Below are 4,625 nucleotides of genomic sequence, written 5' to 3'. Positions count from 1 at the left end.
CCCGCGCGTTCACTGGCCACAAAAAGCCGTGGCCACTAAGGCCGCCCGCCTTGCGGTCGGGTGTGTGCCTGCTCATCTCTGATGCGGTGGTCATGTTGCGGTCGGTCCACGCGGCGGGCGAATCCAAGCACAGTCATTCGCCAGTCACCAGGGTGAAATGCACGCCGGAGGCGCCCTGGTCACAGCCGCCTGCCCGCGCTTCTCAGCCCTTTGCCGCGAGGAACTCACCGAAACATGAATTAACCACCAGACAGGAGCACCAGCATGCACACACAGAACATCAACGTCGCCGCTTCAGAATCTTCCAAAACATGGGTTAAGGGCAGGAGCACACAGGCTGAGGCGCGGGTGTTCGTGCGCATCGATACCGGCAGGATTTTCAGTGAGGCGATCACGTTAAACGACGGTAGCACCGTGTCCGTGTTCAGTTTTGAAACACTGGAGGAGTTGCAGGTGCAGTACGCCGACATGGCGCTGATGACCGAATCCGACGCGGATGCCCTGTTCTGTACGCGTCTGTTCAGGCCGTGGGCGGAGGTGACCGAAGCGCGCTGGATGGATCAGCTGACCGTGCTGCCGCCGCTGGACTGGCAGTCCTCACGCGCAGGCGAGACGTTCAAATGCAGTGAGATGTATTCCGGGAAGGTGACGCATATTTTTGCGCACATTCGCGGACGCTATTTCGAGTGCCGGGACTATGCCTGGAAAAAACACGCGGATCTGGTGCTGGGTGCCGTGCTGGCGATGGCGGCGGAAAACGCGCATTAAAAAAGCAGGCATAAGCCTGCTCTCTCAACGACCGGTTCGAGCGGCAACTCTAATCGGTCACTTCAATCACGAAGGAGTAACGACATGTTTGATAACCGAATCGTCGCACAGCTGACACAGGATGTAAATCTGTCCGCCAGCGGGACAGGGCACGAGCCGTTAAAGGGTCTGACAGCGGCACAGTTTGCGGATCTGTATGCGTACATCTGCGAAGCGGGAACCTTTGCCGGATTCAGCGCCGTGCCGTGGGAGGAGCTGGGGATGTGCAGCGTCATTCATGAGCCCACCGACGAGCCGGAAGGGCTGCGGATTTACCTGCGCGATAACTGGCCCGTCGCGGTGCTGGAGTACGACGTGGGTTACCGCCTGATGCCGGGCATGATCGCCCATCGCTGGCAGCAGAACTGAACGCAGCAGGGGCGCGGATGCGCCCTTTATTGAGCAAACCAACTACTTAAGGAATTCACCATGACAGCTCAAGCTATGCCCGTTAAAGACGCTCAACGCTCCGGTGTCGATTTTGATGCCATTCGTCGCAGCCTGCGCCGCCATCTTTTCGTTATTAACCGGCCCGATTTTAACGTCAACAGCGCCGCGCTGCGCACCGATTTTGCCATGCATCTTGAATACCTGGCAGCCGCCACGTTTACGCGTGACAAAGCGATTTTTGACACGGGTCAGTATGCGTCCTCAAACGATCTGCTGCTGATTAAGCCGCTGGAGCAGCTACAGGTCACCGTGACGGTTTTCGCCGCCAAAGCGGGAGCCGCACCCGATACCTATCAAACGCGGATCGTGCATTCAGCCAATCCCCTCGGCGAGGAGGCATACCCTGAAAACCGCGAGTTTCAGACCACGAACGTCTATCAGGTCAGCGGCGTATTAACTGTGCAAGCCCTGGAACTGTTCTGGTCAGAACACGATGGCCTGGAAAAATATGCACGGACAAACCTGCCGGAAGCGGATGAACAAAGCCCGTTCTGCCACTGGCAGTATTCACGTCTGCAAGGGTAAACAGTAATCCCCTGCGGTACGCTGCGGGGGCAACAGGAGACAGCAATGACTACACATGAACGACTGGCGGAAGCGCTAAAGAATCCGCTCAAAGCAGGCTATGTGACCTGGACCGGTCACGTCATGACTGCAGCGGAATGCCATTCATACAACCTGTATACCGCAGAAGCGGCGCGACCGTGGATAAGCGAACAGGCGCGTGAATACATGCTGGATCAGCGACACCGGTATTTTGTGCTCATCAGTGAAGAACGGGAGTAGATGCCTTTGCGTTGATTACGTTCATTATGTGATGCCGCCCGTGTGTCCGGGAGTTTGTCCCCGGCACAACAGATCCGGACAGGAGAGGGGGTGGCTTTTTCAGAGGATGAACACAGGGAGAGCAGGCTTATCCCGAAGCAGGACGTAAGATTCAGCCACTATGCTCGCCTGTATGGCCTTGGGTGTCTGCCAGTTGCTGATGGCTGAGCAGATGTTCCGCCGCCGTTCAAAACCTGCGGGCCTTCGGGCCCAGAGAAAGGCGGTGCTGACGCACGGCGAGTCCCTTCCCGCAGCTTCCTTATCCCGGGAGCCTGTTCTTTCATATCTGCTCTCTTTTCCTTATTACCGCTTCACCGCCGTTTTAAGAAGTATCGCTGGTGCATTCCCTTGGTTGTGATTGTACCTCCCTGTCCCATTGTCAGTCATAACGCACGACACATGGCCCCCTCCGGCTCCCCGGGCAAGCCGGGTCGTCAGCCCGACTGCGCTAACCGGCAGGCCGGTAAGCTTCGCCGAACCGCGAAAAGATGCGTTTCGGGCCTGACGGCTGGGGTCTGATGGCAACGGCCAGATCAACCCCTGCTGCGGGCGTTCGCCCGCGCGTTCACTGGCCACATACAGACGTGGCCGCTAATGCCCGGTCCGGCAAAGCCGTCCGGGGTGTGTTCATGTCCTTTTCCGTTTGGTGAGGCTGTTCCGGTCAACCCCGGCGCGGAGGGCTTTTCGTAGCACTGCCATTCATTCAGTACAAGGGTGAAATGCACGCCAGAGGCGCCCTTATACTGCCTGCCTGTCATTGCTCCTTTGCCCTTCGCCGCGACTGGATCGACCGAAACATGAACTTTCACAGAGACAGGAGAAATGCCATGAACACACACAACGTCAACGTCAAAACCGCCACGCCAGAATCTCCCAAAACATGGTCTGAAAGGCTCAACACCAACGGGCTCTCAGCCTCGCTTGCTGTTGATATAACGTTTCTGATTTCCCTGTGTGACGGCAGCACGGAAATGCTGGTGGAGGAGCGCTGGGAGCTGATCCACGGCTGTGTGAAGGCTATTACTGAAGGGGTGTGCAATGCCGTGACCGACTGGTCTGAACCGCGTCCGCGTATTCCGGCAACGGTCGTGGCAGCCTGGTTGCTGGTGCATGAGATTGTCATCAGCTATTGCGCTGACTGGGGGCCACGCCTCTGGGCTGATGCCGTCCGTGAACTGAAAAACATGCTGATTGTGGGTTATGCCCATCCCTGACAAGGGAGCCCGGAACAGTGCCCATAAAACAACATTTCTGTGGGCATTGTTGAGCGGGCTGTGAACATTCGGATGAGTTGGCAGGCTATAACGATTACGTTATAATCTGCTATAACGTATTCATTATAGGTGTGCTATGTGGCAGGTGAATACAACTGACGCTTTTGACCACTGGTTTTTGTCACAAAGCGATGCGTTAAGAGAGTCAGTCTATGCGGCAATGGGACTGCTTGAAAAGTTTGGCCCCGGGCTCGGTCGTCCTTACGTGGATACGCTTCACGGCTCCGCGTTTCCAAACATGAAAGAATTGCGCATCCAGCATTCGGGCGATCCGGTGCGTGCATTTTTCGCCTTTGATCCTGAGCGGAACGCGATTGTGTTGTGTGCGGGTGATAAAACGGGGCTGAATGAAAAGCGATTCTATAAAAAAATGATCGCGCAGGCTGACAGTGAGTACCGGCAGCATCTGGCAAAACGGGAGAAATAAGATGGCAAGTTATAAAGAACTGCTGGCGAAAGAAAGCCCAGAAATGCAGGCTCGCGTAGCCGCCCGCGTTGAAGCTGAAAGCATAAAAATTGCCCTGGTGCAGCTGCGGGAAGCGCTTAACGTGTCACAGACGGCGCTGGCGGCGGCGATGGGGGTCAGCCAGCCCGCGGTTAATCGCATGGAGCAGCCTGACAATGACCCGCGGCTCTCTACGCTACAGCGTTATGTCAAAGCCCTCGGTGGTGAACTGAGTATCGATGTGAAGCTGCCTGACGGAAAACGCATCGCTTATACCCTGTGAAAGGGTGCCGGGAGTCAGCTGCTGTGCGGCTGGGTGCCCGGGACTAAAGCGGGCGGCCCTGTGGGCCAGAGAAAGCCGGTGCTGACGCACCGGTCATCTCCCTCCGCCTGCGCATACTCACATCGGCGAATTGTCTCTATGTCTTCCCTCTGCTACCTCTCTTGCTCAGGTCATACAGCAGGTCACCCATCCTGTCCGGTCTGTCACTCCGTGAGTTTAACGGCATGTTAATGGCAATGGCCCCCTTCGGCTCCCCGGCCTTGCCGGGTCGTCAAGCCCCACTCCGCTAACCGGCAGGCCGGTAAGCTCCGCCGGACCGCGTAGCGTTCCGGGCCGTCCGGCTAGGGTCTGATGGCAACGGCCAAATCAACCCCTGCAGCGGGCGTGCGCCCGCGCGTTCACTGGCCACAGACAGACGTGGCCGCTAAGGCCCGGTCCGGCAAAGCCGTCCGGGGTGTGTTCATGCCCGCTTCCCGTTTGGTGAGGCTGTTCCGGTCAACCCCGGCGCGGAGGGCTTTTCGTAGCACTGCCATTCATTCAG

Annotated in this window: 7 protein-coding genes; all 7 read left to right on the top strand. The window is 57.4% G+C overall.

Annotated elements, in window-relative coordinates; genetic code table 11:
- Positions 1 to 264 precede the first annotated feature (264 nt).
- Entirely contained in the window at positions 265 to 768 is a 504-nt protein-coding gene (locus H7A81_RS25885; protein WP_182059179.1) for a hypothetical protein, read from the top strand.
- Positions 769 to 852: 84 nt separating this feature from the next.
- Complete coding sequence (locus H7A81_RS25880) at positions 853 to 1,176, top strand: hypothetical protein (RefSeq protein WP_182059178.1); 324 nt, start codon at positions 853 to 855, stop codon at positions 1,174 to 1,176.
- 60 nt (positions 1,177 to 1,236) lie between these two features.
- The gene (locus H7A81_RS25875) at positions 1,237 to 1,782 is read left to right on the top strand and encodes a hypothetical protein (protein WP_182059177.1); all 546 of its coding nucleotides are present in this window, start codon (positions 1,237 to 1,239) and stop codon (positions 1,780 to 1,782) included.
- A gap of 45 nt (positions 1,783 to 1,827) precedes the next feature.
- Positions 1,828 to 2,043 carry a hypothetical protein gene (locus tag H7A81_RS25870; RefSeq protein ID WP_182059176.1) on the top strand — a complete coding sequence of 72 codons (216 nt, stop codon included), beginning with the start codon at positions 1,828 to 1,830 and terminating at the stop codon, positions 2,041 to 2,043.
- 866 nt (positions 2,044 to 2,909) lie between these two features.
- Positions 2,910 to 3,296, top strand: coding sequence for a hypothetical protein (locus tag H7A81_RS25865; RefSeq protein WP_182059175.1), 387 nt, complete (start codon positions 2,910 to 2,912; stop codon positions 3,294 to 3,296).
- A gap of 136 nt (positions 3,297 to 3,432) precedes the next feature.
- The gene (locus tag H7A81_RS25860) at positions 3,433 to 3,783 is read left to right on the top strand and encodes a type II toxin-antitoxin system RelE/ParE family toxin (protein ID WP_182059174.1); all 351 of its coding nucleotides are present in this window, start codon (positions 3,433 to 3,435) and stop codon (positions 3,781 to 3,783) included.
- 1 nt (position 3,784) lies between these two features.
- A complete protein-coding gene (locus tag H7A81_RS25855) occupies positions 3,785 to 4,084 on the top strand; it encodes a helix-turn-helix domain-containing protein (protein ID WP_182059173.1) in 300 nt (99 codons plus the stop codon).
- The last annotated feature ends 541 nt before the right edge of the window (positions 4,085 to 4,625 follow it).

This window comes from Pantoea sp. ME81 (genome assembly GCF_903970985.1).
Lineage (GTDB): Bacteria > Pseudomonadota > Gammaproteobacteria > Enterobacterales > Enterobacteriaceae > Pantoea > Pantoea communis.
Note: the sequence above shows the minus strand (reverse complement) of the source record. Positions and strands in the feature narration are given on the sequence as shown.

Bases quoted from the DNA above. Each gene is read 5' to 3' on its own strand.
- H7A81_RS25865 (WP_182059175.1), top strand. From the start codon at position 2,910: ATGAACACACACAACGTCAACGTCAAAACCGCCACGCCAGAATCTCCC.
- H7A81_RS25860 (WP_182059174.1), top strand. From the start codon at position 3,433: ATGTGGCAGGTGAATACAACTGACGCTTTTGACCACTGGTTTTTGTCA.
- H7A81_RS25870 (WP_182059176.1), top strand. From the start codon at position 1,828: ATGACTACACATGAACGACTGGCGGAAGCGCTAAAGAATCCGCTCAAA.
- H7A81_RS25885 (WP_182059179.1), top strand. From the start codon at position 265: ATGCACACACAGAACATCAACGTCGCCGCTTCAGAATCTTCCAAAACA.
- H7A81_RS25875 (WP_182059177.1), top strand. From the start codon at position 1,237: ATGACAGCTCAAGCTATGCCCGTTAAAGACGCTCAACGCTCCGGTGTC.
- H7A81_RS25855 (WP_182059173.1), top strand. From the start codon at position 3,785: ATGGCAAGTTATAAAGAACTGCTGGCGAAAGAAAGCCCAGAAATGCAG.
- H7A81_RS25880 (WP_182059178.1), top strand. From the start codon at position 853: ATGTTTGATAACCGAATCGTCGCACAGCTGACACAGGATGTAAATCTG.